Source organism: Pontibacter fetidus (genome assembly GCF_010119545.1).
In the GTDB taxonomy this organism is placed as follows: domain Bacteria; phylum Bacteroidota; class Bacteroidia; order Cytophagales; family Hymenobacteraceae; genus Pontibacter; species Pontibacter fetidus.
This window is the reverse complement of record NZ_JAAEAA010000012.1, coordinates 38657-62784: the sequence shown is the minus strand read 5'-3', so window position 1 is coordinate 62784 and position 24128 is coordinate 38657. Positions and strand designations below refer to the sequence as shown.

Below are 24128 nucleotides of genomic sequence, written 5' to 3'. Positions count from 1 at the left end.
ATAAACTATAGTTGTGCTTAGTTAACTTCAGCAGCTTCTTTTTTCTTCTTTTTTGCAGCCTTCTCCAGTTTGCGTTTCTCTTTTTTAGAAAGCTCTTTTGTAGAAGAAGCAGATTTACGGCTATCTACCTGTGGCAGGCCAGATGTGTTATCGGTTACCAGCGTCATCTCTTTTACAAGGTGACCGGCACCGGCAAATTTGTCAATGATGAACAGCACATAACGGGCATCAACGGCAATGTTGCGCACTTGGTCCGGGTTATAAGCGATGTCGCTCATGGTGCCTTCCCAGTTACGGTCAAAGTTAGTACCTATCAGCTGGCCGTTAGCGTTTATAACCGGCGAACCGGAGTTACCACCTGTCGTATGGTTCGATGCGATGAAGGCAACGGGCATTTCACCGTTTAGGCCATACTGGCCGTAGTCTTTTTTCTCATATAGGTCGCGCAGTTTTTCCGGTATCACGTAATCTTCTACGCCGGTCATAGCTGCTTTTTCCATAATGCCTTCCAGGGTAGTGTAGTAGTTGTAAGTTACGCCATCCAGCGGCTCGTAAGGCTCTACTTTACCATAAGCTACACGCAGGGTAGAGTTAGCATCCGGGTAAAACTTCTTGTCCTGCTGCATGGCACGCAGGCCTGTCATGTACGTTCTGTACAACAGGTTCAGGTTGTCGTTTACCGAAGTATAGGTTGGCAATACCTGTGTTTTATAGTGCGTGTCAATTGCGTTGGCAAGTGCAAAGGCCGGGTCGTTTTTAAGCGCATTTGTTTTACCAGCTTTCACATCAGCCAGCAGCTTTTTAGCACCAGCTTCAGAGGTCAGGTTTGATTTGCTGTATACTTCTTCGGCCATTTTAGTGAAGTCGCCTTTATACTTGTTACCTGCTGCTCTTACTGCTTCCGGAAGTAATTTTTTGTCCAGGTCGTTGTAATAAAGGCCCATCAGCGCAGCAAACACCTTTTTATCAGTTGGCGCATTGTAATCTTTAAAGAAACCGGCAGCACCGCGCTCTAATTTTTCAGCTTCTGCTGTAATTTCAGCCTGTGGCGCTTTGCTGTCTATTAGTTGCTGTAGTTTAGCGTAACCTGTAGCATAGCGAATCAACTCAATACCGTTAGCAGCTTCCATAATGTAGTCACGCGAAATTGTGATGCCATCCAGTGCTTTATAGTTCTTGTCAAACTCAGCCATCAGGTTACCATAGTGTTGCTTACGATTTGGGTCAGCATTTACCCAGTTTACGAACTGGCTTTCCAGTTGCTGCTTTTTCTCGATGGCATTGGCCTTGCGCAGGCCGCGGTTCTCACCAATCCATTTCTTCCAGTAGTTAGCAATACTGGCATACTTGGCTGCATACTGAATACGCACCGCATCCGAAGCTTTCATGTCCTTATCCAGGATCTGTAATTTGGTATCGCGTATCTTGATCTTGGCTGGGTTAGATACTTCGTATACTTCCTTAATGGCATGCGACGTCAGGTACTCGTTGGTACGACCCGGGAAGCCGAACACCAGCGTAAAGTCATTCTCTTTTACGCCGCTTAATGAAATAGGCAGGTGGTGCTTTGGCTTGTATGGTTTGTTGTTTGGCGAGTATTCGGCGGGCTCGTTGTTAGGGCCGGCATAAATACGGAACAGCGAGAAGTCGCCGGTATGGCGTGGCCACATCCAGTTATCCGTATCACCACCAAACTTACCGATCGATGACGGCGGAGCACCTACTAAACGCACATCTTTATACGTTTCTGTGATGTACATGTAATACTCGTTGCCATAAAAATATGGCTTTATAACGGCATCGTAATGCGTGCCGGCCGTAGAAGCCTGGCGTACCTTGGCGATATTTTTCTGGATGATGGCTTCACGTTCCGCTTCGGTTTTAGCGGCATCAGCGCCGGCTAAGATCTGTTTGGTCACGTCTTCCATGCGCACAATAAAAGTGGCAGTAAGGCCCGGGTTTGGCAGTTCCTGCTTTTTATCCATGGCCCAGAAGCCTTTGGTCAGGTAGTCGTTTTCTACGGTGCTGTGCTGTTGTACCTGCCCGTAACCGCAGTGGTGGTTAGTTAGCAAAAGACCTTCCGATGAGATCATTTCGCCGGTACAGAAGCCACCAAACGATACGATGGCATCTTTCAGGCTCGATTGGTTTACACTATAAATGTCTTCGGCAGAGAGCTTCAGGCCCTTCTTCTGCATATCAGACTCGTTTAGCTGTTTTAAAAGCATAGGTAGCCACATGCCTTCGTCGGGGCGGGCAGCGCTTATACCTATACTTAACCAGGCAGCAGCTATAAATGCAAAAATGCGTTTGCTGATCATGAGTGAATGTATAGTTTTGAAAAGTTTGATTGCCTGAAATTAGTCTAAAGTTGGGAAGAATGGAAGTTTGGGAGTTAAAGAAGTATGAGTTTAAGAGTTATAGAGGAAAGAGGTGGGAAAGTTAGAAAGTGATAATTGGTACTAGGGAAGAGTAGTAAGAAAGCGTTAGTGGGTAAGAGTTGGTGAAGTTAATTACACTATAAATATAAAGGCCACTACATTCTTGTACCGGCCTTTATACTTCTCTAACTCCCAAACTCTCTAACTCATAAACTACCTAAGGTTGGCTCTGCGGTACGGCCTTCTTCCCAGGCCCTGAAATTGGTGATCTCTTTCTGGAAAGCATCTATAAACCAGGCCATTAAACTAATGTCGTCCATTAAGCCTAAAATAGGTATAAAATCAGGGATAAGGTCGATAGGGGAAATAAAGTAGAGCAGTACACCAACACCAACCAGTAACGACCGGTTCGAAACAGCACGGTAGCTACCATTGGCATAGGCTCTCACTAACCGGATAAAGGTCTGCATGATCTCTTTTATCTGGGTAAATCCGCTTTCAGAGCTGTTGGTGTCTATTAATTTGGTATAGGCATTAGATAGGACCATGGCCAGTTTGGCAGGTTTGCCTAATACGCCGCCAGCTTTCCCCAGAAACTTTCGGAATAGGGCATGCTGCGACAAACGCAGTCCTTTTTGTATTAAATCCTGTAACATTGTTTTCTATAGTTTGTGTTTGTTGCCTTACTGTACGGATTTATAGTTTTAAAAGCTGCTTTTAATGGTTTTGGCAGGTATCTTTAATAACTGTAAAATATATATGCCTTTGCTATTGACTTGCACTAGCTACTTGGTTTAACTTAGAGAATAAAATCAGATAATAGTACAACAAACTAACGCTTACTTTCTAAGACCTTTTTATGAAGCTATTGTATGGTATAGCCGCGGTGCTGGTGGTGCTGGCGGCCGGTTTGTTTGGATATGCTACATTACTGCCTAAACAGGCATTCGTAAAACAAACGATTCTAGTTAACGCATCGCCTGAACAGGTTTTCCCGTTTATAAACAACCCCACCAACTGGAAACGCTGGTGCGCCTGGAACAAAACTTACGACCCAAGCCTGATTTATATGTATGGTGGCCCGGTAAGCGGAGTTGGGGCCAGGCAAAACTGGAACGGCGATAAAACCGGAAACTGGCACATGGTTTTTACAGAAAGCACCGATAACAACAGCCTTGTTTACGAACTTAAACAGGCTGACCAGGCCACAAAATCTACCGGAAGTTTTACGTTAGAAAAAGCAGACAACGGCACATTGGTTACCTGGCAGCAAACCACCCCGCTGCAGGACAACATACTGGAACTATACAAAGGTGCTTACCAAAACTATAAAACTGAAAAGCAGATACGGGAAGGCTTAACCAACCTGCAGGCACTTATTCAGGACACGAAAAACACGACCGCAAAAAAATAAAACTATGGCTTTAACCATTAAGAAACCATCTGATACCGAATTCCCGGTTTCGTACCTGCCCTATGTGAGCCAGGTACCCGAAAACAAGGAAGTGCTCGATATTTTAGAACAGCAGGTTACCGAACTACAACAGTTGTTGGCAACTATAGATGATGCCCGTGCCGAAGAGGCCTACGCCGAAGGCAAATGGACTATAAAAGAACTGGTACAGCACATGATCGATTCGGAACGTGTTTTTGCTTACCGGGCACTTTGCTTTGCACGCGGCGAACAGGCCTCGCTGCCAGGTTTTGATGAGAACCTATATGCCGAAAACTCAATGGCTAACGACAGGCAGTTAAAGGATATTTTGGACGAGTATGAACTGGTAAGAAAGTCAAACCTATGCTTGTTCCGCAGTTTTGAAACAGCAGTGTTGGACAACGTGGGTACAGCCAATAACAAGCACATCACACTTCGTGGCCTAATTTACGTTATAGCCGGCCACGAGCGCCACCACCTCAACATCCTGAAGGAGCGTTACCTGAAACAGTAAGAACAACTATAAGTGAAACTATAACACAAAAGCCGCAGCTAACTATAGCTGCGGCTTTTTTAGTGAAAAGATACTATCAACTCTACAAGACACTGTGAGGTCATTTGTAGAAGAAATCAGAATGTACTGCTTCTCTATATTTCTAACTCTCTAACTCTCTAACTCTCTAACTCCTAAACTATAACAGTTCATTTGCCAGGTTTGCAAGTTCAGACCTTTCACCTTTCATAAGTGTTACGTGTGCATAAAGCGGGTGATTTTTAGCACGATCAATCAGGTAAGATAAACCATTGCTTTGCGAGTCGAGGTAAGGAGTGTCTATCTGGTAGATATCTCCGGTAAAAATTATCTTAGTGTTTTCGCCGGCTCTGGAGATGATCGTTTTAACCTCATGCGGAGTCAGGTTCTGGGCTTCATCCACTATAAAAATAATGTTTGATAAACTACGGCCCCGGATGTAAGCCAGCGGCGTGATCATAAGTTTTTCCAGCTCCACCATGTCACGTATTTTCTGAAACTCTTTGCTGTTCTCCGCAAACTGGTTCTGTATGTACTTCAGGTTATCCCAAAGGGGCTCCATATACGGGTTCAGTTTCGATTTTATGTCGCCGGGCAGGTATCCGATGTCTTTGTTGCTGAGTGGCACTACGGGGCGTGCCAGGTAGATCTGTTTATAGTCGCGGCGCTGCTCCAGGGCGCTTGCCAGTGCCAGCAATGTTTTACCTGTACCAGCCACACCTTGTATAGAAACCAGTTTTATATTCGGGTTAAGCAAGGCGTGCAGGGCAAAGGTTTGTTCGGCGTTGCGGGGTTTAATGCCAAAAGCGTTTTGCTTATCTACTCTTTCCAGCAGTTTCTCTGAAGCGTTATAATAGGTAAGGATCGAGTTTTTAAAGCTCTTTAAAATAAAAAAGTGGTTATCGGCAGGAGGGGAAGGCATTACTTTTTCTACTTCACTCACGCCTTTTTCATACAGGTCGTTAATGATGTTGGCCGGTACATTTTCCAGGGTGTCGTTGCCGGTATAAAGGCCTGCCACATCCTGTATCTTGCCGGTTTCATAATCTTCCGATATCAGGTTCAGTGCCCTGGCTTTCAGGCGCAGGTTAATATCCTTTGTTACAAGCACCACTTTGCGGTCGGGTTGTTCCTGCTGTATTTGCAGCGCCGAGTTAAGTATGCGGTGGTCGTTTTTATCGCCAAATACTTTTACGGCATCCAGAGTGGTACTCTCGTTCATAATCACCCTGAAATTGCCTTTGGTCTTACCATTCAGCGGTAGCCACTCCTGTAGCTTATGCTCGGCAGACAGCTTATCTATAAACCGGATAAACTCCCTGGCCTCGAAGTTCTTGATGTCGTTACCTTTTTTAAAATTGTCCAGTTCTTCGAGCACCGTTATAGGTATGGCCACGTCATGCTCCTGGAAATTCTGGATAGCGCTGTGGTCGTAAAGGATAACGGAGGTATCGAGCACAAAAACCTTGCGTTCAGTGTCTTTTAATTTACCGTTGGTGGCAGGTTTGGGTACACGTACACTGCTGGTAACTTTCGGTTTTGTATCGGTTTTGGTGTTTTTATTTTTCGAGGGCGTTTCGTTTGCTTTTGGCATAGGTTGCTCTTGGTTAAGGGTGAAAACCAATATTGCTGCACACGTTGGCAGCAAGTGTATAGCTCCGGGATGCTGAAGGTGAGCTATTAGCTGGTTGTACGTTAAAGCAGGGCAGGAGGTAATGCCTTTTATAGCCTTTTTGCTATAGTTTGATCATTTAATTTTTCAGTAACTATAATTGGATTTACAGGTAATTGACCATGAGGGTGTTAGCAAATGAAGATACTTGTGTGGTTAAGTAAAATTTTATACCTTTTACAATTGCTGCATCCTATACAACTATAAAACTATGAGAAAACATATACGTCGGGCGCTATTTGTATTGTCACTGTCGGTATTGCCCCTGGCAGGCTTTTCGCAGGTAGCAGTGCCATTTAAAATAAAACGCTGGTATCTGCCTTTCCAGGTAAATAAGTTTGATAAGAATAAAGAGTACCATGGCCGCTGGAAGATCTATATAAATGACGACAAAGACCTGATCCGGAACGGACGCTTTAGACATGGCAAAGAAGTAGGAACCTGGCGCTATTATTACCCAAGTGGTGGCCTGTACATGAAAGAGAAGTATACCCGGAACTCTCCGGTAATACAGGTGTGGCGCTACCACGAAAACGGAAACCTGTCAAAATCCGGCTCAGCCAAACTATACCGCGATGCTACTATGGCGCATTATTACTGGGACGGAGACTGGCAGGTATACGACGAGCAGGGCAACTTTATCAAAACCGAAACTTATCTGAAAGGAAATTTACTCAGGTACAAAGACTAGCTCAGGGTATAATAATCCTCCTTTTCTTTATCGTGCAGGCGCAGGTAGCCGTGTAGCACCAGCTTAACCAGTATGCGGTAAGCCCGCCTTTCAGATAGGTTAGCGGCTTTCATGTATTGTTTAAGTGTTAGCCGGGGTTGGGTCTGCAATAATTCCAGAGCAGCGTTTTCGTGCCGGTCCAGGGGGATGCGCTCGTATTGGGGTTGTTCGTGTTGCAGCACTTTGTTTACCATTTTGCTGGTTTGCACGCTGGTGTCTTTTACGCGTACATAACCGCGCCAGTCGTCTTCTTTTACTTTGGCAAAATGGGGTTTATGCGGGCTCTCCGGTATAGTTACTTTTAAAACCGTATGGTGGTCTGCTTCCAGTTCCTGGTAGGTTAGCGTTACCGGTGGGTCGCAGTAAAAGGTGGCAGCCAGGTGCAGGGTATGTTTTTCTTCTTCAGGGTCTACGCCGCAAATAAAGCCGTTGTCTTTTACACCTATAAGTATAACCCCGCCGCGGGTGTTGGCAAACGACACCAGGGTACGTGCAATTTTTTCGGGTTGGGTAACGCGTTGTTTAAAATCAACCTGGTCGTTTTCGCCCTGCCATATCAGGCGCTGCAGTTCATCCATGGGTGTAAACTTGGGAGTTTTTGGCATAGCTATAGTTGCGGGTAGTGTACTGTATACTTACGCGAAAGGTTAAAAAGCAGTAAGCATAAAAAAAGCGGGCTTTCGGCCCGCTTTCCTGTTATAGTTGGTTCCCTTAGAAAGGAAGATCGTTATCTGCATCAGATGAGTAGAAAGTAGGAGCCTGCGCCTGTGCTGGTGCAGATGCAGGAGCGCCACCAAAGTTACCACCGCCGTTCGCTGCTTCAAGTCTCCAGGCCTGCAGGTTTGTAAAGTATAAGGTCTCACCGTTTTTCACAAAAGGCTTGCCTGATAAGTTAAAGGAAACCTTTACTTCCTGTCCTTTCTGGAACTGGTCAAGCAGGCTGCATTTATCCTGCGTTAGCTGGAACTTAGCGTACTGGGTATAAGAACCATCCGGAATCTCGAGTACGAACTCGCGCTTTCTGAACTTATCGCTAACCTGGTTTTCCGCGAAAATTTCGTGCAGTTTGCCTTGGATATCAAATGACATAATTTCTGTATTTTTATTTTAGTAACTAAAAACAAAGGTACTAAATTCCGGTGTGATTTAAGTGTTTTTCTGGTGAGTAAATGTACTTTTTTTGCAAACTATAGCCTTGCCCGAACTGTGACCTGATTGCACCGTAAACCAAGAAGAATTAAATTAAAACAAACTATAATGGGTAATTTTTCTATTGCCATCCATGGTGGGGCTGGTACTATTACGCCGGCTTCGATGACCCCAGCGCTGGAAGACAAGTATAAATCAGCGCTTCATTTTGCATTGGAGCGAGGTACCAAAATACTGGCGGCAGGCGGCAAGGCTCTGGATGCCGTGCAGCAAACCGTAGAGGCCCTGGAGGATACGCCATTATTTAATGCTGGCAAAGGCTCTGTGTTTACAAAACATGGCATGCACGAGATGGATGCTGCCATTATGTGTGGCAAAACACTGCAGGCGGGTGCGGTAGCCGGTGTTTACAGTATACGTAACCCCATAGGGCTGGCAAGAGCTATACTGGAGTATTCAGACCATGTGTTTATGAGCGGATATGGTGCCGAAGAGTTTGCCCGGAAACAAAACCTGGCTTTCGCCCCGGAAGAATATTTCTTTGATCCGCTGCGCTACAAACAATGGAGCGAAGTGCGGGACTCGGATGTGTTTATGCTGGACCACACGGCCGGCGACCATAAATTCGGGACTGTTGGAGCTGTAGCCATGGACCAGGAAGGTAACCTGGCTGCTGCTACCTCCACAGGCGGCATGACCAATAAAAATTATAACCGTATTGGCGATACCCCGGTTATCGGGGCCGGTACATATGCCAACAACCACAGCTGCGCAATTTCCTGCACCGGCCATGGCGAGTTTTTTCTGCGGGCTGTGGTAGCCTATGATGTTTCGTGTTTGATGGAGTATAAAGGACTGACGCTGCAGGAAGCCTGTGAGAAGGTAGTAATGGATAAACTGGTGCGGTTTGGCGGGGAAGGCGGACTTATAGCCGTAGACGGATCAGGGAACATTGCCATGCCGTTTAATTCCGAAGGCATGTATCGGGCATGCAAGGTTAGTAATAAGCCAGCTATAGTTGCCATCTATAAAGAGGAAACCAAACTCGTCAACTCAGACCAACTATAGTTAGCGTTGGGTAGCCTGCAGCACGCTTTGCTGCAGCGCTTCTTCATCTTTGTAAAACGACCGGGTGCTGATATCATAAATATTGCCTTTGGCCAGTACGTGCATCTGTAAGCCCTCTATGGAGATGGGGCGGCCCGGTGCCACATGGTGCACGTTGGTATACCCTACATCGTGCCCGTCAATAATTACGACCAGGTTAGAGCCAATTGTTTCAATCAGGTCGCCCTCTGTAATCAGCACGCCGGTATCTTCGCCCAGGCCAATTCCTATCGTTTTAGGGTGCATGGCAACAGCTTCTATCAATCGGCCAAACCTCCCTCGTATCACAAAATGCGAGTCTATGATAACTCCCTCTATAAACCCAAGTCCATGTGAGATTTTAACAGAGTCCCGTAACAGCGAATCTGAAATGTTTCCGCCTTTGATCATGATCTTAGACATGGCCATAGCCCCGGCACTGGTTCCGGCTACTACAAAAGGTTCTTCGTAGTAACGCTTCCGGATTATCTCTAAAAATTCTGTTCCTCCAAAAATTTGCGTTAACCGCGATTGGTTGCCACCGCTCATCATAATACCATCAGCTCTCCGGATCCGCTCCAGGTATTCCGGTAGCAGGGCATCTTCATCGGTTTTAATGTGCATCAGGCGTGCATTCTCTATACCTAAAATACCGAAAGCACTCATGTAGCGTTCGCCTACTTCTTCAGGAATAAGCGAGGCGGTGGTAATAACTTCTATGTGTGGTTGCTCTACCGGTATTTCTTTTAAAAACCGCTTCAGAATGCCTAGTTCAAAAAAATCAAGGTAATACTTTTTCTTAGACTTAGGGTTAGGGTAAGTGCCTTTGTCCTCGTTTCCACCAACTGCTATAAGTTTTCCTTTAGGTTTTTCCACGCGTTGTATTCTTTTAATCTTTTTAACTGCAATGTTAGGGTTCCGGTTGCCTGTTCTATACCAGCAAAGTGCCCGATAACTATCAAACAGTACCGTTCCTATACTTTTTCGTTGCAAAAAGCGGGCTAAAAAATTGTATGCCTTTTGAGGACTAGCTGATTATAGTATACGCACGTATGATAATATATATAATGTTATATGCTGTATACTTAAATGTAGTTAATTGGGCTGTTTCACTAAATAAAATTACAATTACGCTAACCCTCCGGTCAGACCCGCGTATAGTATTCCGACAAGCTCGCAAGAGTATTGTATGACGCTAAACCTTTCCAAGCTATGAAACTTAACAACTTAGAGGATCTGCTGATCCACGAATTGAAAGACATTTACAGTGCTGAACACCAGATTACCAAAGCACTGCCAAAAATGATTAAAGCTGCTGCATCTAAAGATCTGGTAGCTGCATTTGAAGAACACCTGGAAGTAACCAAAAACCAGATAAAACGCCTCGATAATGTTTTTAAAATGATGGGGCAGAAAGCTGATTCGGAACATTGCAAGGCAATGGAAGGCATTATAAAAGAAGCTGAATCGATGATGGAGGAACGCGCTGATAAAAGCGTGATGGATGCAGCCCTGATTGCCAGTGCACAACGCGTAGAACATTACGAAATTGCAGCTTATGGCACGGTTTGTACCTATGCCAAGCAATTAGGTATGAAAGATGTGGAAGCCGAACTGGGCGCTACCCTGGATGAAGAAAAGAAAGCAGACCAGATGCTGACCATGGTGGCTGAAAGAAGCATTAACCTGAAAGCTGAACATAAAGGCACCAGATAAAAACATAAAACTCTGTAGTTTCGCCGGGCTCCCCAAGCAGGTCAGAATGCAACAGAGTACTCATAAAGAAGCCCGACCGTAACTGGTCGGGCTTCTTCTTTTAGCTATAGTTTATAATTAATTTTTCAGCAATTCGTCTAACGTAACAGTAGATACAGCATGGTAGTTAGGTCGCGCTTTGGCATAAATGTCCAGCGCTTTCTTTTTACCTTCCGGGGTTGCTACCAGCGCTTTATATATCGGTACCAGGAACTTGCGCCGTCCAACATTGGTCAGGAAGGTTTCAAGAGCTTTGTCGGCGGTTATATAGTTGTTGTTGATGGCATGTATGAACCAGGCGGCCAGCACTTCGGAGTTACCAGAGTTGGTAAAGTTAAAGGCTTTGTCCAGGTCCTGCATCTGTTTTTCGGTCATTTGATCAGGCAGCATGCGTATAAAGTGCAGCCATTCGTGGCTCGACCAGTCCTTCGTAGTTAATTGGGCTGCAGGCTTTCCATTTTTCCAGGCCTTATAAGCTGCTTCTACCTGCGCAAATCGTTCCGATGTTGGTTTTACATGGCCTTCCGGTAAACCGGCAGTATACACCCATCCTTCAATATTAATTTTCTCGGCCAGTTCAGCATCCCCTTTTATCAGTTCTGTTCGCAAAAAGTCCAGGAACTTATCGGTTGTAGTGCTCTGGAAAGCAAACGTGTTAAAGTATTTATTCACGAATGCATCAAACTTTTCGCGGCCAACAGCCATTTCGATGTGGCGCAGAAACAGGTTTCCTTTTTCGTAGGCAATATCGGTCAGTCCTTCGTCCGGGTCGCGACCTTCCAGGTCCAGCTTCAGGCGGGTGTCTTCACTTTCTGTTCCCAGTTCTTCCAGGGTATTGGTCAGGTCCTGGTAACCTAAAACGGCCAGCATATCAGCATACGATTTACCATACAGCTCTTCCATAATGCGGCGCTCAAAGTATACGGTAAAGCCTTCGTTGAGCCAGAAATCGTTCCAGGTGGCATTGGTTACCAGGTTACCGCTCCAGCTATGGGCCAGTTCGTGGGCAATTAAACTGGTAAGCGAGCGGTCTTTTGCCAGTACAGTTGGCGTTACAAAGGTCAAGCGTGGGTTTTCCATGCCACCAAACGGGAACGACGGAGGTAGCACCAGCAGGTCGTAGCGGTCCCATCTATACTTGCCATAGATCTTTTCGGCAGCCACCAGCATTTTATCCATTTCGGCAAACTCGTAGGCTGCTTCATCTATAGTGGCAGGCTCAGCATAAATTCCGGTATGTGGCCCAACTTCCCTAAAAGTTAGGTCACCTACTGACAGCGCCATCAGGTAAGACGGTATGCGTTGCTCCATTCTGAAAGTATAGATGCCTGAACCGTTCTTTTGGACAGGGTTTTCGGCGCTCATTACGGCCAGTAGTTCTTTTGGCACCTGTACGTTGGCGTTGTAGGTAATGCGTATGCCCGGGCTGTCCTGGATCGGGATCCAGGTGCGGGCAAGTATAGCCTGCGACTGTGTAAACAGGAACGGGTATTTTTTTCCGGCTGTCTGCTGTGGGTTCAGCCATTGCAGGGCAGCGGCATCCGGGGAGGTTTTATACTGTATCGTTACGCGCTTTGTATCCGGTTTTATAGTTACGTACAGCGGCTGGCCTAAAAATTTATCTGATTCGCCTAAACGGAAAGCGGTTTCTTCTTTGCCATCGCCGAGGTACACTTTCTCTATTTGCAGGCCGCGCGTGTCAAATATTATTTCGTTGCCTTTGGCCAGGTTCTCGATGTCGTAACTGGCGGTACCGCTTATCGTTTTAGAGTCAAAATTAACGGCAATGTCCAGGTTCAGGTGGCGGGCCACAGCTTTGGTAGGTTCGGCATAGCTGTGCACGTCTTCTGAAAGCTGTTCCTGGGCCTTTTGTGCAGTTGTCATAGTTTCGGAGTTAGTTGGGATTTGTGTTGTACAGGCGGTTAAGTGCAGGCTTCCGGCCATACCTAACCCAAGTAAATATTTCTGATAAGGCTTCATACGTAGGTGGTTACTTTATCGGGTAAGTTAATGATTTCAGGAATACCATAAAAACGGTACCAAAAGGGTAAAACTATAGTATAGCCTGTCATAAACTATAGTTTGAGCCAGACCATGATGCTGGATAAGGCTTATAACTTTTTATTTAAAGTTGGAGTACATAAAGCTAAATCATACTCCTTTCAATTAAAACATTCTATTTAATTGTATTTAACATAGATTGTTGTTGAACTATATAAACTGCGACTTAATACTGCACCAAATTAACAGCACATGAACCCTTATACTTATAAATCAAAAATACTATACCTGTTTGCAGTGCTTTTGCTCATGTCATTTACGGCCTGCAACAAATCCGGTGGCAATGGCAAAAAAGTAGGCGATTTACTCGGAATCAAAGATCTTCCGCAGGCTACTACAGATAGCTTATACATTAAAAATTATATCAGCAAGGTGCCGCAGTTTAAAGAGCATGCCGACCTGATGTACCTGTTTTACGGTGACCGTGATTATGCGCTCGGTTGGTTCCGGGACAATGAACTGGTGCCCGAAGCAAAGAAGTTTCTGGCAACTATAGACAATGCTACAAAAGAGGGCCTAGACCCGAAAAAGTATAAGCTGGTAGATTTTAATTCCCTCTTTAAAAAGTACGAGGCCATGGATGGACAGGACTCGGCACGACTGGAACTGCAGCAGCAAATAGATGTAGGGTTAACGGCGTCTTACTTCAACTATGCTTCTGACTTTTACCGTGGCCGCGTAAACCCCGGCGAGGTAGGCTCTATTGACTGGAACGTTAAGAAGAACAAGATAAAGCTGCATAAGGCGCTGGAGACTATACTGCAGGAACGCGAAAGCACTTACCCGTACTACGAATTTGAAGCTCTGCATAAAGGGTATATAGACCTACGCAACACCCTGCAAAAATACAGAGCCCTGCAGGAAAAAGGAGGCTGGGTGAAAGTGGACATCGGGAAAGCAAAAGCCCTGCAGAAAGGCGACACCGCTGCAGCCGTGGTACAGTTACGTAAACGCCTTAACCCGGAAGCACCGATTAATGTGAATGACCCTAAAATGCGCCTGTTTGATGATGCTCTGGTAGCCCAGGTAAAAGATTTTCAGCGGTTACATGGCCTGGACCAGGATGGTAAAGTAGGAGGTAACACACTGCGCATGATGAACGTGCCTGTCGATGACCGCATTCAGCAAATAATGATGAACATGGAGCGCTGGCGCTGGATACCAAAGCGATTGGTGCCTAAAAGCCTGGATCAGAAATATATCTGGGTAAACATACCGGAGTACAAACTATACATTTACGAAGACCCGGAAAACGACCCGGAGGCAGAACGCGCTTATAAAAAGACCTTCGAAATGAAGGTTATAGTTGGTAAAGAACTGAACTCTACGCCAATCTTCAGCGATAAGATGGAGTTTATAGTGCTGGCCCCTTACTGGAATGTGCCTAACAGTATTGTAGAAAAAGAGATTAAGCCTGCCATGCTGCGCAACATGGGCTACCTCGAGAGCCAGGATATGGAGATTGTAACCAAAGAAAAAGATCCTAAACCAATTTCCGCCTCAAGTATAGACTGGAGCAGCGTAACCGAGAAGAACTTCCCGTACATGGTACGTCAGCGGCCGGGGCCTAAAAATTCGCTTGGTTCGCTGAAGTTCCTGTTTCCAAACTCGTATAACGTATACCTACACGACACCCCGGCGGATGCATTGTTTAACCAGACACAGCGTGGTTTCAGCCATGGTTGCGTTCGACTGGAAAAACCTGTAGAACTTGCCAAATTGCTGTTAAAAGACATGCCGGAATGGGACGATCAGCGTATCCGGGAGACGATAGCAACCGGTGAGGAAGAATGGATAACGCTTCCTAAAAAAGTACAGGTGTACCTGGTATACTTTACCAGTTGGGTAGACGAAAATGGCGATGTCCATTTCAGGGATGATATTTACGGGCACGATAAAAAACTGGCCAGAGAGTATTTTGGCTAAGCCATACTATGAAAGTATAACATGAAACTACCGGCATCTATAGCATCTATTGCACTGGCATGTCTGCTGGCTGCCTGTAACAATACAGCGCAGCCAGAGGTAGCCAGCGAGGAAGCTCGTGTAGCAGATACGGCAGTTGCCCAGCAGGAACAGAAGCAGGATACTACCCTGCAGCCGGTAGTGGAGCTTATACTACGGGCAACCGGCGACACACCCGAAGACATGGCATTTGACCAGGACACACTGGAAGTAGAAAAAGATGCCTTTATAAAACTTTCGTTGGTAAATGAAGGAACCGGCATGACCATGATCCATAATTTTGTGCTGGTAACAGGAGGGAAGTATAAAGAAGCAGCTATAACAGGGGAGAACCTTGGGGCTACTGAAAACTATATTCCTAAGAGTAACTATGTGGTGGCATCTACACCTCTGGCACTTCCGGGCCAAACAGTTATTCAGGAATTTAATGCGCCCCCACCCGGCACCTACGATTTTGTCTGTACCTATCCTGAGCACTGGCCCCGCATGCATGGCAAGCTCATCGTAAAGTAAGGTATAACTATTGAAATTTAACTTCACCGCTTAGTGGTAAAAGCCACTAAGCGGTGAAGTTTTTTTATACCATTTATCTTACAGGGTTATTGCCATAATGCAAAATCAAACAATAAGGGATTGATGTTATTTAAAACGATCTTGAAGTTAGCTTTATTAAAATTGTAAACGATAGTATCTGATGGTTGAAACTCAGTTTAGGTAAGGCAGCGTAACTGGTTATAATTAAGTTATTTGCCCTATTGTGGATAACTCGTTTTATCCACAATAGGGCATTTTGCTAAATGACAATGTGGCAGAGCATTAATAGCAACTATAAGCTCACATTCAATTAGTTAAATAGCAGTTGAATAGATGTGAAACTATAGAAGTGCTTTATGGTAGCTGAATTAAGTCAATTTACAAATGTATATACAAATGTAAACTATAGTTGTTAAGTTGATGAAGGAGTTTTATAATACACAGTTAATTAGTGAATTATGTTAGTTATGATAACTATTCGTTTAATTGATTGTCCAGCATTTATAAACACGTTTTTGCAATTGAAATAGCAGTATGTTACATTTGTGATAGAAGTGTAAACAGGCTTATATGGTAGACAGAATCAGGCAATTGATAGAATTTACAGGGCTTTCTGTTTCTCAGTTTGCTGATGGTATTGATGTGCCACGCGCCATTCTGAGCCATATATTGGGAGGACGTAATAAACCCAGCCTGGATGTGATGCTCAAAGTAATAGCTGCCTACAGAAATATTAACCCGGACTGGTTGCTGCTCGGAGAAGGGGATATGCTAATAAAAGTAGCAACAGTTACAACCCAACCTGACTCATCAAACCCAACGGAAACTATAGTTGCCAAAAACCCGGAACCGGTAGCTAATATTGCCGCTGATATTGCAAAAGTGCAAAATGAATTGTTGTCTGAAAGCAATGGTTTGGAAGCAATGCCAACTGGAAAACAAGTAAAGCAGATCGTATTTTTTTATACCGATAATACGTTCTCCATTTTCGAACCCGGTTCATGATGAACTGTCCTTTTACCGAAGCAAACTATAGTTCGTGTTGGTTGTATTACAGGCTGTACTTTAAATACTAGTTTAGGCTGCCGGAACATTTATAAAAAAAAGGCTGTTCCTCCCCTTAGGATATATTGTGCTAATGCTTACTTTTACAGCACTATTCAAAATCATATGATGAAATTCTCAGCGCCAGACTGTATGAACTGCACTTCCCGGAAGCACTCGCTGCTGGGCTGCTGTAAAGGCAATGAGTTAGAAGATGTAACTGCTACTAAATCTTGCTTTACCTTTAAAAAAGGCCAGGTTATCTTTCATGAAGGTACGCGCCCTTCAGGTTTGCATTGCATAAATTCGGGTAAAGTAAAGGTTACCAAAATGGGCAGCGATGGCAAAGAACAGATTATTCGCTTGGCTAAACCCGGCGATGTGGTAGGTTACAGGGCCCTTATGGCTGATACCAATTACTCGGCTTCGGCGGTTGCCCTGGATGATGCTGTAGTTTGCTTTATTCCGAAATCTCAGTTCCTGGACCTGATAGCGACGAACAATGAGTTCTCTAGTGGCTTGATGAAACTGTTTTCGCGGGCTTTGGGTGAAGCAGAGGAGCGCATGGTGCAGATGGCCTATAAGCCGGTTCGTGAGCGCTTGGCTGAAGCCTTATTATTATTACAAAAAACGTATCAGCAGCAGAACGGAGAAGATAATTTTACGATCTCAATTTCCCGTGAGGACCTGGCATCTATAGTTGGTACAGCAAAAGAAACAACCATACGCCTGTTATCTGACTTTAAAGACGAGCAGATTATCACCACAAAAGGCAGCAGCATTACCATACTTGACCCGGAAAGATTGTTTAAGATCTGCCACCTTTACGATTAAGGATGGCTCCAGGCATAAAAACAAAAGGCAGGCTCAATAAAGCCTGCCTTTTCTGTTTCAGTATGTTTCACCATACCTTGTTCACCTTTACTAAAATTTAAAACAAAACACCTTTCTGCTCTAATGGCCTGCATTAAGTATAAACCTGTACTATAGCGGCCTGCTAACTATTTAGAACTATCGTTCCAATCTGCTGCTTCGCTATCTTATTTCAGCAGCGTTAACAGTACAAATGTCTATCAGTTTATAGTATTAATCAGTGATATCAATCACCCCTTAAAATGACACTCGTCATCATTTAAGGAGGAGCGGCATTCTACCTTTGCAAAAGACCATAAATAGAAATTGAGATGGAAGCCGCACTCCAAACCAATGTTCAGACATGCTACCACTGCGGGGATTCCTGCGTGGACGAATTGATTATTGCTGACGATAAAGCATTCTGCTGCACCGGCTGCAAAACTGTTTACGAACTTTTAGAAGAGAACAACCTCTGCAACTACTATAACCTGGAAGAAAATCCGGGTATATCTGGCAAAAAGTCCGTTTCAGAGGCTCGCTTTGCATACCTAGACGATGCCGGTGTAGAAGCTCAACTCATTCGTTTTAAGGATGATAACATCTGCAAGATTACGTTTTATACACCGCAGATGCACTGCAGCTCTTGTATCTGGTTGCTCGAGAACCTGTTTAAGTTAAATCCGGGAATTTCAGAATCAACAGTAAACTTCCTGCGCAAAGAAGTATCGCTGACCTATTTTCATCAGAAAACGAACCTGCGCGAGGTGGTTACGCTACTGGCCCGCATCGGCTACGAACCTGAAATTACGCTGGCCGATACGGACGGCAAAAAGACAAGCAAGCCAAACCGCGCCATCATCTATAAGTTAGGAGTCGCTGCCTTCAGTTTTGGTAATGTAATGCTGCTGGCCTTCCCGGATTACCTGGCCGTAACCGAAGGGTTGCAACGTACTTTTGGATCTTTCTTTGGTTACCTGAGCTTTCTGCTGGCAATCCCGGTTTTTGTTTATAGTGCACGGGGTTTCTTTACATCAGCCCTAGAAGGTATAAAGCAGCGCATGGTTAACATCGATCTGCCCATTGCTACTGGTTTGCTGGCTTTGTTTTTAGTGAGCATTTATCAGGTTACTACCGGTACCGGCCCAGGCTACTTCGATTCGTTCACCGGCCTGGTGTTCTTTATGCTGATCGGTAAATATTTCCAGCAAAAGACTTACGATACCCTTTCTTTCGACAGGGATTATACTTCTTACTTCCCGGTATCGGTAACCGTGCTTAAAGAGAATGGTGAGGAAGAAGCTGTAGCTGTGCGTAACCTGAAAGTGGGAGACCGCATCCGTATCCGTAACCAGGAGCTTATACCTGCCGATGCCATCCTGCTACGTGGCCAGGCCATGATCGACTATAGTTTTGTGAGTGGCGAATCGGAGCCTGTTGAGAAGGTAATGGGCGAAGTGATCTATGCCGGTGGTCGCCAGGTTGGCGAAAGTATAGAACTGGAAGTAGTAAAAGAAGTATCGCAGGGCTACTTGACCCAACTATGGAACGACAGTGTATTCTCTAAAAACGAGGAGCAAAGTGTTAGTACGTATGCCAACATTGCTGGCAAATGGTTCATCATCATTACGCTTATAGTGGCTGCAGGCGCGCTCATATACTGGGTACCGCGTGATATGGACATGGCCATGAAAGCCTTTATATCAGTGCTGATCATTGCCTGCCCTTGTGCGCTGTCGCTGGCTACACCTTTTGTGCATGGCCACACCTTGCGCATTTTCGGCAAGAACAAATTTTACCTTAAAAACACAGCAGTAGTAGAAACACTGGCTAAAATAGATACCGTAGTTTTTGATAAGACCGGTACGCTGACCGAGCCGAGTGCCGCAGAGCTAAACTATAGTGGTAAAGCACTTACGGCAGCAGAAGAGCAAAGCATCAGGTCTGTTCTCAGCCACTCTACACACCCGCTTAGCCAACGCATTTTTCAGAGCCTTAAAGGTGAAACGATAGCTGTGCAGAACTTTCAGGAGTTTACTGGGAAAGGGCTGGTTGGTGAAGTAAATGGGGCTATAGTTCGGGTCGGATCTGCTTCATATATAGGTGTTAATGTAAATGCAGTTAAAGATACACTTAAAACATCGGTGTATGTCTCAGTAAACGGTGTGATACTTGGCTACTATACGTTTTACAATGTTTACCGCCAGGGACTGAAAGACATACTGAAAGACCTGAGCGATAAAAAACTGGCTGTACTGTCCGGGGACAATAACCACGAGGAAGCAAGGCTGAAAGAGCTATTGGGCAGGAAAGCCGAACTGAATTTTAGCCAGAGCCCGGTGCAGAAACTGGAATACATACAGCAGCTTAAGAATCAGCACCACCAGGTAATGATGGTGGGCGATGGCCTGAATGATGCCGGCGCCCTGCGACAGAGCGATGCAGGTATTGCGCTCACAAACAGCATTACCAACTTCTCACCATCCTGCGATGCTATCCTGGATGCTACAGCTTTCGACAAGCTTAGCAAGTTTCTGAAGTTCTCCAAAACCACTATGACAATTATACTGGCCACCTTCGCTGTGTCGCTGGTTTATAACGTGATCGGGTTAACGCTGGCTGTGCAGGGGCTTTTCTCACCTATAGTTTCGGCTATACTTATGCCTATCAGCTCACTCAGCGTGATCGTGTTTGCAACTATAGCAGTAAACATTGCCGCGAAACGGGCAGGCCTTTGATCAAATTACTAATTCATAATTATTAATTAATAATTAAATAAAATGTACATCATCTTTTTAATGATCGCGGTGAGTGTAACGGTGGCAGGGGCTTTTCTGGGAGCTTTCCTGTGGGCAGTGCGCTCAGGCCAGTACGACGACGACTATACGCCGGCAGTACGCATGCTCTTCGATAACGAGGTACCTGCAAAGAGCAGTAAGAAACCGAAAGGAGAAAGCGCTGCTTAGCAATTTATTCTAAAAATAGAGAGCTGGTTGAGGCTAATGAATACTGCAACATATAGCAGAGAAGAATAATTCTGTATTCTCTCTAACTCCTCAACTCTTACTTCTCTAACTGTCTTGGCTGATATCAATCATTAACCGGAATGATATTAATCATCTTTTTCCGGGGTTCACTTCCGGAAATTTGTAGCCATAGTTCATAAAACTATAAATCAAAACAAATACAACACTTAAACAAAACGGAGGACACCGCACATGTCAACTAATGTAGCTGAAGTCTTAGAAAATGCGCCTGACAGGGTTGTACCAAAGGGTACGGACCGGGGAGTGACCGACACGTTCTTTTATGATAATAAGATCGTTCGGGATTTTGGTATAGCCACCGTGTTCTGGGGCATTGCCGGTATGCTGATCGGGGTGATCATCGCCTTCCAGCTGGCAAACCCTGACATGAACATGGGTACACAGTATACCACTTTTGGTCGCGTAAGACCGTTGCACACCAATGCGGTGATCTTTGCCTTTGTGGGTAATGCCATCTTTATGGGTGTTTATTACTCGCTGCAGCGCCTTTGCAAAACCCGTATGTATTCCGATCTGCTCAGCAAGATCAACTTCTGGGGCTGGCAGCTGATTATCGTTTCTGCCGTTATCACGCTTCCGCTGGGTATGACAACCTCAAAAGAGTATGCCGAGCTGGAGTGGCCGATTGACATTGCAATTACGCTGATCTGGGTTGTATTTGGCTGGAACATGTTTGGTACACTTGCCAGGCGTCGCGAAAAGCACATGTACGTTGCCATCTGGTTCTACATCGCCACCTTCCTGACAGTAGCCGTGCTACACATCGTAAACTCTTATGAAATGCCGGTTAACCTGTTCAAGAGCTACTCTGGTTATGCAGGTGTGCAGGATGCGCTGGTACAGTGGTGGTATGGCCACAATGCGGTTGCGTTCTTCTTAACAACGCCGTTCCTGGGCCTGATGTACTACTTCCTGCCTAAAGCTGCTAACCGTCCGGTTTACTCTTACAGATTATCCATTATCCACTTCTGGTCGCTGATCTTCATCTATATCTGGGCTGGTCCGCACCACTTACTTTATACGTCGCTGCCAGACTGGGCACAGTCACTGGGTGTGGTTTTCTCTGTAATGCTGCTTGCTCCGAGCTGGGGTGGTATGATCAACGGTTTGCTTACACTGCGTGGCGCCTGGGATAAAGTACGCGAAGAGCCTATCCTGAAGTTTATGGTGGTTGCCATCACAGCTTACGGTATGGCTACCTTCGAAGGCCCAATGCTTTCTTTAAAGAACGTAAATGCTATTGCGCACTTTACTGACTGGATTGTAGCACACGTACACGTAGGTGCCCTTGGCTGGAACGGCTTTCTGACTTTTGCCATGCTATACTGGTTGTTCCCACGTCTTTACAAAACTCAACTATACTCTAAGAAACTTGCTAATGCACACTTCTGGTTAGGTACGCTGGGTATACTTTTCTATGCGATACCAATGTACTGGGCAGGCTTTACCCAAGGCTTAATGTGGAAACAGTTCACAGCAGAAGGTACGCTACAGTACTCTAACTTCCTGGAGACTGTATTGCAAATTGTGCCAATGTACTACATGCGTGGTATTGGTGGTGTGCTATACCTGAGTGGCGTGTTCCTGATGGTGTACAACCTGGTTAAAACAGTTAAGTCTGGTACGCTGGAGGCTAATGAAAGAACTGAAGCGCCGGTAATTGTACCAACTGTATCAAACAACGCAGGTCACTGGCACTCCTGGATTGAGAAGCGTCCTACACAAATGGCAATTTTCGCTACAGTAGCTATACTTATCGGTGGTCTGGTTGAGTTTATACCTGCCTTCGTTATCAAGTCTAATGTGCCAACTATAGCCAGTGTAAAACCTTATACTTCGCTGGAACTGCAGGGTCGTGACCTGTACATTAAAGAGGGTTGCGTTAACTGCCACACACAAATGGTTCGTCCTTTCAGATCAGAAACAGAGCGTTACGGCGAATACTCTAAAGCTGGTGAATTTGTGTATGATCACAACTTCCTGTGGGGTTCTAAACGTACCGGTCCGGATCTGCACAGAGTGGGGGGTAAGTATCCTAACTCATGGCACTACCACCACATGATGGACCCAACATCTATGTCGCCAGGCTCTATTATGCCATCTTACCCTTGGCTGTTTGAGCAGGAAATAAACCAGAGCACCACACAGGATAAACTGCGTGTGCTGAAGCAACTGGGCGTGCCTTACGAGGATGACTACATCGCTAATTCTAACGAAGAGTTGATGAAGCAGGCAAAAGGCATCTCAGCTGACCTTGCCAAAGAAGGAATAGAAGTGAAGCCTGAGAAGGAAATTGTAGCCCTGATCGCTTACCTGCAACGTCTGGGTACAGACATTAAAGTGAAAACGGAGGAAGTTAAATAGACCAATGGCACCGTGGCAAAAGGCAAAAGAAAGAAGTCCTGGAGATAAGAAGTCTTTTGTCCTTTGTCACGGAATCTTGAAGTCATAAAAGTATAAGAAAATGTATAAGAATGTTTTGCAAGCCATAGACGGCATCGAAATATATCCGCTTATCTCGTTCAGCATCTTCTTTGTGTTTTTCCTGGGCCTGGTAGTGTATGTAGCCCTGATGGATAAAAAGTATGCACAAACGATGAGCGCCATTGCATGCGAAGATGAAAGCCAAGACACCACTTTTGATAGCGTAAGACAATGATCTCTGTAAAGAAAATACTAGGTAAAAGCAGCTTAGCCCTGGTGGCTGGTTTGCTTCTGATCGGCACGCCAGCGGTACAAGCGCAGGATGCTGTAGCGGGTAAAGCCATATTTGAAGGTAACTGTACTGCCTGCCATAGTATAGATGCTGATGTGGTTGGCCCGGCTCTTAAAGATGCGCACAAACGTCGCGGCGAAGAGTGGCTGGTGAAGTTCATTAAAAACTCGCAGGAACTGGTGCAAGCCGGTGACAAAGATGCCGTGGCCCTGTTCGAGAAATTTAATAAAGTGCCGATGCCGGCTTTTGGTACATCCTTGTCTGATGATGATATCAAAAATGTAATTGCCTTTATACAACAGGAAAGTGAAAAACCAGCTGCCGTAGCCGAAGCGCCAGCCACAGCGGCCACCGACTCTACAGCTACAGCAGCTACTGCCGAAACACAGGATGTCGCCTTTATGGACCTGCCGCCAGTGTTGCACTTTACATTTGCCCTGGCAGCAATCATCATACTGCTAATGGTGCTGGTAGTTGTGCTAATGTTCCGTCTGTTCATCCCGATGATGGGAGATACCATTTACGAGGAGGAGTTTCGTAATTCGTTTGCTGGTCGGGTATACTTCCTGCTGCGTGGCGATGCAACGCTTGTAACGGGTAAAGATAAAAATGAGATCCATTCGCACCACGACTTTGATGGTATACAGGAATATGATAATGACCTACCGCCTTGGTGGAAGATGATGTTCTATGTAAGTATTGTTTTTGCTGTCGGGTATATGCTGCACTACCATGTGTTTAAGACAGGATCGTTACAGGCTGAAGAGTATGAAATGGAAATGGAACAGGCCGCTTTAATTGCAGCTGCCACCCCAGACGACCCGAATGCCGTAACAGACTACAAACCATTGACAGATGCAACAGCACTGGAGTCCGGTAAAAAGATTTTCAGTACGAACTGCGCTGCATGCCACGGCCCGGAAGGACAAGGTACAGTGGGACCTAATTTAACGGATGAGTACTGGCTGCACGGTGGTGATGTGAATGAGGTGTTTAAGACGGTAAAGTATGGCGTGCCAGCCAAAGGCATGGTACCATGGCAGGGCAAACTAACCAAAGATCAGATCCTGGAGGTATCCAGCTACATCCTGAGCTTAAAAGGATCTAACCCCGCTAATGCCAAAGAACCGCAGGGCGAAAAAGAGTAGCGTATAATTTTTGAAAACGAG

Annotated in this window: 22 protein-coding genes; 14 read left to right on the top strand and 8 right to left on the bottom strand. The window is 45.3% G+C overall.

Features of this window, described 5'->3' with window-relative positions:
- Positions 1 to 17: 17 nt before the first annotated feature.
- Positions 18 to 2321, bottom strand: a complete 2304-nt coding sequence (locus GWO68_RS10585; protein ID WP_162346421.1) for a S46 family peptidase — start codon at positions 2319 to 2321, stop codon at positions 18 to 20.
- A gap of 266 nt (positions 2322 to 2587) precedes the next feature.
- Entirely contained in the window at positions 2588 to 3037 is a 450-nt protein-coding gene (locus GWO68_RS10580) for a YkvA family protein (protein WP_162346420.1), read from the bottom strand.
- 203 nt (positions 3038 to 3240) lie between these two features.
- Here GWO68_RS10580 and GWO68_RS10575 point away from each other — a divergent pair, with 203 nt between their 5' ends.
- On the top strand, positions 3241 to 3795 hold the full coding sequence (locus GWO68_RS10575) for an SRPBCC family protein (protein ID WP_162346419.1): 555 nt from the start codon (positions 3241 to 3243) through the stop codon (positions 3793 to 3795).
- A gap of 4 nt (positions 3796 to 3799) precedes the next feature.
- On the top strand, positions 3800 to 4330 hold the full coding sequence (locus tag GWO68_RS10570) for a DinB family protein (RefSeq protein ID WP_162346418.1): 531 nt from the start codon (positions 3800 to 3802) through the stop codon (positions 4328 to 4330).
- Between the two features lie 178 nt (positions 4331 to 4508).
- Here GWO68_RS10570 and GWO68_RS10565 read toward each other — a convergent pair whose 3' ends face one another.
- On the bottom strand, positions 4509 to 5942 hold the full coding sequence (locus GWO68_RS10565) for a PhoH family protein (RefSeq protein ID WP_162346417.1): 1434 nt from the start codon (positions 5940 to 5942) through the stop codon (positions 4509 to 4511).
- Positions 5943 to 6231: 289 nt separating this feature from the next.
- Between GWO68_RS10565 and GWO68_RS10560 the strand changes: the two genes are divergently transcribed.
- A complete protein-coding gene (locus GWO68_RS10560; protein ID WP_162346416.1) occupies positions 6232 to 6711 on the top strand; it encodes a toxin-antitoxin system YwqK family antitoxin in 480 nt (159 codons plus the stop codon).
- On the opposite strand, the gene GWO68_RS10555 is transcribed toward GWO68_RS10560, so the two are convergent.
- Complete coding sequence (locus GWO68_RS10555; protein WP_235942021.1) at positions 6708 to 7355, bottom strand: AlbA family DNA-binding domain-containing protein; 648 nt, start codon at positions 7353 to 7355, stop codon at positions 6708 to 6710. The two genes, GWO68_RS10560 and GWO68_RS10555, sit on opposite strands and share 4 nt — an antisense overlap.
- 106 nt (positions 7356 to 7461) lie before the next feature.
- Positions 7462 to 7839 (bottom strand): DUF3127 domain-containing protein, encoded by a 378-nt coding sequence (locus GWO68_RS10550; RefSeq protein WP_162346415.1) that lies wholly within the window; start codon positions 7837 to 7839, stop codon positions 7462 to 7464.
- A 168-nt stretch (positions 7840 to 8007) separates the two neighbouring features.
- On the opposite strand from GWO68_RS10550, the gene GWO68_RS10545 reads away from it, so the two are divergent.
- A complete protein-coding gene (locus tag GWO68_RS10545; RefSeq protein ID WP_162346414.1) occupies positions 8008 to 8967 on the top strand; it encodes an isoaspartyl peptidase/L-asparaginase family protein in 960 nt (319 codons plus the stop codon).
- Here the strand turns inward: GWO68_RS10545 and GWO68_RS10540 are convergent, their stop codons facing one another.
- Positions 8968 to 9861, bottom strand: coding sequence for a cyanophycinase (locus GWO68_RS10540; RefSeq protein WP_162346413.1), 894 nt, complete (start codon positions 9859 to 9861; stop codon positions 8968 to 8970).
- 336 nt (positions 9862 to 10197) lie between these two features.
- Between GWO68_RS10540 and GWO68_RS10535 the strand changes: the two genes are divergently transcribed.
- Positions 10198 to 10701, top strand: coding sequence for a YciE/YciF ferroxidase family protein (locus GWO68_RS10535; RefSeq protein ID WP_162346412.1), 504 nt, complete (start codon positions 10198 to 10200; stop codon positions 10699 to 10701).
- A gap of 117 nt (positions 10702 to 10818) precedes the next feature.
- On the opposite strand, the gene GWO68_RS10530 is transcribed toward GWO68_RS10535, so the two are convergent.
- Positions 10819 to 12720 (bottom strand): M1 family metallopeptidase, encoded by a 1902-nt coding sequence (locus GWO68_RS10530; protein WP_162346411.1) that lies wholly within the window; start codon positions 12718 to 12720, stop codon positions 10819 to 10821.
- A 273-nt stretch (positions 12721 to 12993) separates the two neighbouring features.
- On the opposite strand from GWO68_RS10530, the gene GWO68_RS10525 reads away from it, so the two are divergent.
- From GWO68_RS10525 to GWO68_RS10510, 4 genes are all read left to right on the top strand, one after another.
- Positions 12994 to 14727, top strand: a complete 1734-nt coding sequence (locus GWO68_RS10525) for a L,D-transpeptidase family protein (RefSeq protein WP_162346410.1) — start codon at positions 12994 to 12996, stop codon at positions 14725 to 14727.
- Positions 14728 to 14748: 21 nt separating this feature from the next.
- Positions 14749 to 15279 carry a plastocyanin/azurin family copper-binding protein gene (locus GWO68_RS10520; RefSeq protein WP_162346409.1) on the top strand — a complete coding sequence of 177 codons (531 nt, stop codon included), beginning with the start codon at positions 14749 to 14751 and terminating at the stop codon, positions 15277 to 15279.
- Between the two features lie 591 nt (positions 15280 to 15870).
- On the top strand, positions 15871 to 16305 hold the full coding sequence (locus GWO68_RS10515; RefSeq protein ID WP_162346408.1) for a helix-turn-helix domain-containing protein: 435 nt from the start codon (positions 15871 to 15873) through the stop codon (positions 16303 to 16305).
- 165 nt (positions 16306 to 16470) lie between these two features.
- Complete coding sequence (locus GWO68_RS10510) at positions 16471 to 17178, top strand: Crp/Fnr family transcriptional regulator (protein ID WP_235942019.1); 708 nt, start codon at positions 16471 to 16473, stop codon at positions 17176 to 17178.
- Here the strand turns inward: GWO68_RS10510 and GWO68_RS17835 are convergent.
- Complete coding sequence (locus tag GWO68_RS17835; RefSeq protein ID WP_235942018.1) at positions 17175 to 17312, bottom strand: hypothetical protein; 138 nt, start codon at positions 17310 to 17312, stop codon at positions 17175 to 17177. The genes GWO68_RS10510 and GWO68_RS17835 overlap by 4 nt on opposite strands.
- 216 nt (positions 17313 to 17528) lie before the next feature.
- Here GWO68_RS17835 and GWO68_RS10505 point away from each other — a divergent pair, with 216 nt between their 5' ends.
- The 5 genes from GWO68_RS10505 (at position 17529) to GWO68_RS10485 (ending at position 24107) form a co-directional block, all read left to right on the top strand.
- Positions 17529 to 19934 (top strand): heavy metal translocating P-type ATPase, encoded by a 2406-nt coding sequence (locus GWO68_RS10505; protein ID WP_162346407.1) that lies wholly within the window; start codon positions 17529 to 17531, stop codon positions 19932 to 19934.
- Between the two features lie 42 nt (positions 19935 to 19976).
- Positions 19977 to 20162, top strand: coding sequence for a cbb3-type cytochrome oxidase assembly protein CcoS (ccoS, locus tag GWO68_RS10500; protein ID WP_162346406.1), 186 nt, complete (start codon positions 19977 to 19979; stop codon positions 20160 to 20162).
- 252 nt (positions 20163 to 20414) lie between these two features.
- Positions 20415 to 22607: a cytochrome-c oxidase, cbb3-type subunit I gene (ccoN, locus tag GWO68_RS10495; protein WP_162346405.1), complete on the top strand. Its 2193-nt coding sequence runs from the start codon at positions 20415 to 20417 to the stop codon at positions 22605 to 22607.
- A 100-nt stretch (positions 22608 to 22707) separates the two neighbouring features.
- Positions 22708 to 22902: a hypothetical protein gene (locus GWO68_RS10490; protein ID WP_162346404.1), complete on the top strand. Its 195-nt coding sequence runs from the start codon at positions 22708 to 22710 to the stop codon at positions 22900 to 22902.
- A complete protein-coding gene (locus tag GWO68_RS10485) occupies positions 22899 to 24107 on the top strand; it encodes a c-type cytochrome (RefSeq protein WP_162346403.1) in 1209 nt (402 codons plus the stop codon). The genes GWO68_RS10490 and GWO68_RS10485 overlap by 4 nt, the downstream gene beginning before the upstream one ends.
- Positions 24108 to 24128 lie beyond the last annotated feature (21 nt).